The sequence below is a fragment of the Pseudomonas sp. Sample_16 genome (genome assembly GCF_004307665.1).
Taxonomy (GTDB): Bacteria; Pseudomonadota; Gammaproteobacteria; order Pseudomonadales; family Pseudomonadaceae; genus Aquipseudomonas.
Window position 1 is genome coordinate 1 of sequence record NZ_RCOB01000004.1, and the last position, 2981, is coordinate 2981.

At 66.1% G+C, this 2981-nt stretch carries 2 protein-coding genes and 2 pseudogenes; all 4 read right to left on the bottom strand.

Features of this window, described 5'->3' with window-relative positions:
* A partial coding sequence (locus D8U69_RS29990; protein WP_347238257.1) for an RHS repeat-associated core domain-containing protein occupies positions 1–293 on the bottom strand: 293 nt, incomplete at its 3' end.
* 151 nt (positions 294–444) lie between these two features.
* Positions 445–1574 (bottom strand): annotated as a pseudogene (locus D8U69_RS29665) (hypothetical protein); the annotation flags it as partial.
* Positions 1537–1629, bottom strand: a complete 93-nt coding sequence (locus D8U69_RS29670) for a hypothetical protein (protein ID WP_241668506.1) — start codon at positions 1627–1629, stop codon at positions 1537–1539. The gene D8U69_RS29670 and the pseudogene D8U69_RS29665, both read right to left, overlap by 38 nt.
* Positions 1630–1697: 68 nt before the next feature.
* Positions 1698–2948, bottom strand: a pseudogene (locus tag D8U69_RS29675) (DUF6531 domain-containing protein); the annotation flags it as partial.
* Positions 2949–2981: the final 33 nt, after the last annotated feature.

Consider the following 2981-nt stretch of genomic DNA (forward strand, 5'->3'; position numbering starts at 1 on the left):
CCGGCCAGCTTCACCGGGTCCGGTGTCAGGTAGCGCCCGGTGTCGGGGTGGTAGTAGCGGTGGCGGTTGTAGTGCAGGCCGCTTTCGGGGTCGAAGTACTGGCCCTGGAAGCGCAGCGGTTGCTCCAGCTGTTCGCCGTGGCTGTGGCTGAGCTGGCTGATCTTGCCGTAGGCGGTGTAGCGGGCGGACCAGACGATTTCGCCGCTGTAGTCGGTGAGTTCCTGCGGGGTGCCGAGGTGGTCGAGTTGGTAGTAGAACGGGCAGGCTTTTTTCGGGCCTTGGCCGTCGAGCATCGCCAGCGGGCGGAAGCTGCCCGGTTCGTAGAGGTAGCTGCGGTAGTGGCTTGGGCTGCTTTCGGCGATCACTTGATCGCCTTGCCAGAAAAATTCCGTGGTCTGGCCGTCGACGGTCTTGCTGATGCGTCGGCCGAAGGCGTCGTAGCGGTAGGACGTTTCGCGACCGTCGGGGGCGGTGAAGCCGATCAGGCGGTGCTGGCTGTCGTAGCGGTATTCGCGCAGGTCCTGGCCGCGGCGTTCGCCGATCAGGTTGCCGTAGGCGTCGTAGCGGTAATGCCGGTCGGCGTGGCGCAGCAGGCGGTTGCCCTTGAGGTGCCAGGGGCCGGGGCGGTCGTGGATCAGCAGGTTGCCGGCCGGGTCGTGAGTGAAGTGTTCCGGGTCCTGCCCGCGGGCGTGGCGCACGTGGGTCAGGCGGTCGAGCGGGTCGTACTGGTAATCGCGCTGGCCGTGGCGGGTGTCGGCGACCTGTGCGAGGTTGCCGTTGGCGTTGTAGGCGTATTCGCGACGGTACAGCGGACGCTGCTGCTGGCTGACGGCGTGGGCCTGCAAGCGGCCCTGGTCGTCGTAGGCAAAGTCGCTGTGCAGCACACCGTGCTGGCGCTGCTGTTCGCGGCCGCCGACAAAGCGGTGGGTGGTCAACCGCGAGCCGTTGAGGTCGATCGCCGTCAGTGCCCCGCCTTGGGCGCGGTGATACGTGAGGCGGCTGTTGTCCGGCAAGCGCAGGTGCTGCAACTGGCCGCAGGCGTCATAGCCATACCGCAGGGTGCCCCAGCCCTGATGCTCGGTGATCAGCCGGTCGTGGGCGTCATACGCGAACTCCAGCGGATGGTCCTGACCGTCGTCGACGCTGACCAGCCGCCCCAATCCGTCGTAGCGGTACTCGACCTTGGCCCCGTCGGGCAGGGTCTTGACCAGCAGCCGTCCGGCGCTGTCACGCTGGTAAGCGGTAATGAGCTGCGAGCCGTCATCGCCGAACTCGGTTTTCTCCAGCAACTGGCCGTTGAGGTCATAGGCGTAGGCGGTGCGGCGCCCGTCGAAGCCGGTTTCCTGACGGATCAAGCCCGTGGGCGTGTAGTCCAGCCGATAGGTGTCGCCGACTTCGTTTTCGATCTCGGTGAGCAGCAGCTGGGCGTGCTCGTAGCGGTACTTGAGCGTGCTGCCGTCGGGGTTGATCCGCCGACTGACCAGGTGCAGGTCGTCGGCGTATTCAAAGCGGGTGACCCGCCCCAGTTCATCGGTTTCAGCGGTGATCTGGCCGTAGGCGTTGTAGCTGTAACGACGGCTGGCGCCTGTGGGAAACGTGGTCTGCAGCAGTCGGCCGACGGCGTCCCACTGGTAACGCGTAATGGCGCCGAATTCATCCTGAACCGTCGTCCGGCGCCCCCGCGCATCGTAGGCATACTGCCGGCGTGCACCGTTGGGCAAGGTTTCGCCGAGCAACTGGCCGAGGCCGTTCCACTCGAACACATGCCGGCTGTGGTCCGGATACCGGATCGTCAGCAGCCGTCCCTGCGCGTCGTACTCGTGGTAGGTGCTCTGGCCGTCGGGGTCGATCAGGCAGGTCAGATCGCCCTGGGCGTTGCGTTGATAGGTCCACTTGGCCTGGCCGCGATAACGGGCATGCAGGAAACCGTTGCGGTACTCGTAGGACGTCGGCTCGCCTTCCGGCGGAATCAGCGCGATCAGCCGCCCGACCTCGTCGTAGCGGTATTCAGTGACCGCACCGAGGGTGTCCTGCTCGGCGATCAAACGACCCTGGGCGTCATAGGCCTTGCGCTGTTCGCCACCGTCGGCCGCGACCCGCCGCACCAGGCGCGCGCGGTCGTCGTGGGCGTAGGTTTCCTCGCTGCCGTCGGCGTGCCGGAGCAACACGCTGCCGTCGTCGCCCCAAACATAGCGCGTGTCCATCTGGGCAAACGAGGCCCAGTGGCGGATGCAACGGGCGGCCTTGCCGGACTTTTCCCACTCCCAATAGAAACTCGCACCCCCGGCCAGCTGCCGTTGCAGGATGACGTGCTGTTCGTCGTAGTCGTAGCGCTCGCTTTCGCCGGCGGCGTTGCGGGCCTCGATCAAGCGCCCGCGGGCGTCATAGCGGTAGCTGACCAGCGTCTGCTCGGTGCGCCAGACCGGCGGCTGATCGCCCGAACAATCAAAACGCTGGTAGTCGACGGCGATCAAATGGCGACGCTCATAACGCAGCAGCAAGCCACGTCCGGCGCCGTTATCCAGACGCTGGATGCGCTGGGAAATGTCGCGCTGCACGGTCAGACGATTGCCATAGGCATCGCTGATCGCACTCAGGCGCCCGCCGACAAAGTGATAAAAGCGCGCCGCTTCACCGGCCAGGGCGACGATCAGCTCTTCGGGCGCATCACCGAGGTAAATCGCCGCCCGCGACAGGCTGTTGTGAATTGCCGGGCGGGCCGCGCTGGGCAAGGGAAACGGCGTGCGGCGGTTTTCGGCATCAACCCACACCACCGTGTCGCCGTCGATCTCCAGGCGCTGGCCCAGCGAATGGCTCCAGCCAAAGCCCAGGCCGCTGTCGATCTCCACCGCGCTGGTGCGATACAAACGGGTGAATTCGAACGGCAGCACCCCATCCAAAGAACCGTCGCTGAGGGTCAGCAGTTCTTCGCCGGTGACCAGCGACACCGGGCAGCCATGGGTGGCGGTGCGGTCGGCGGC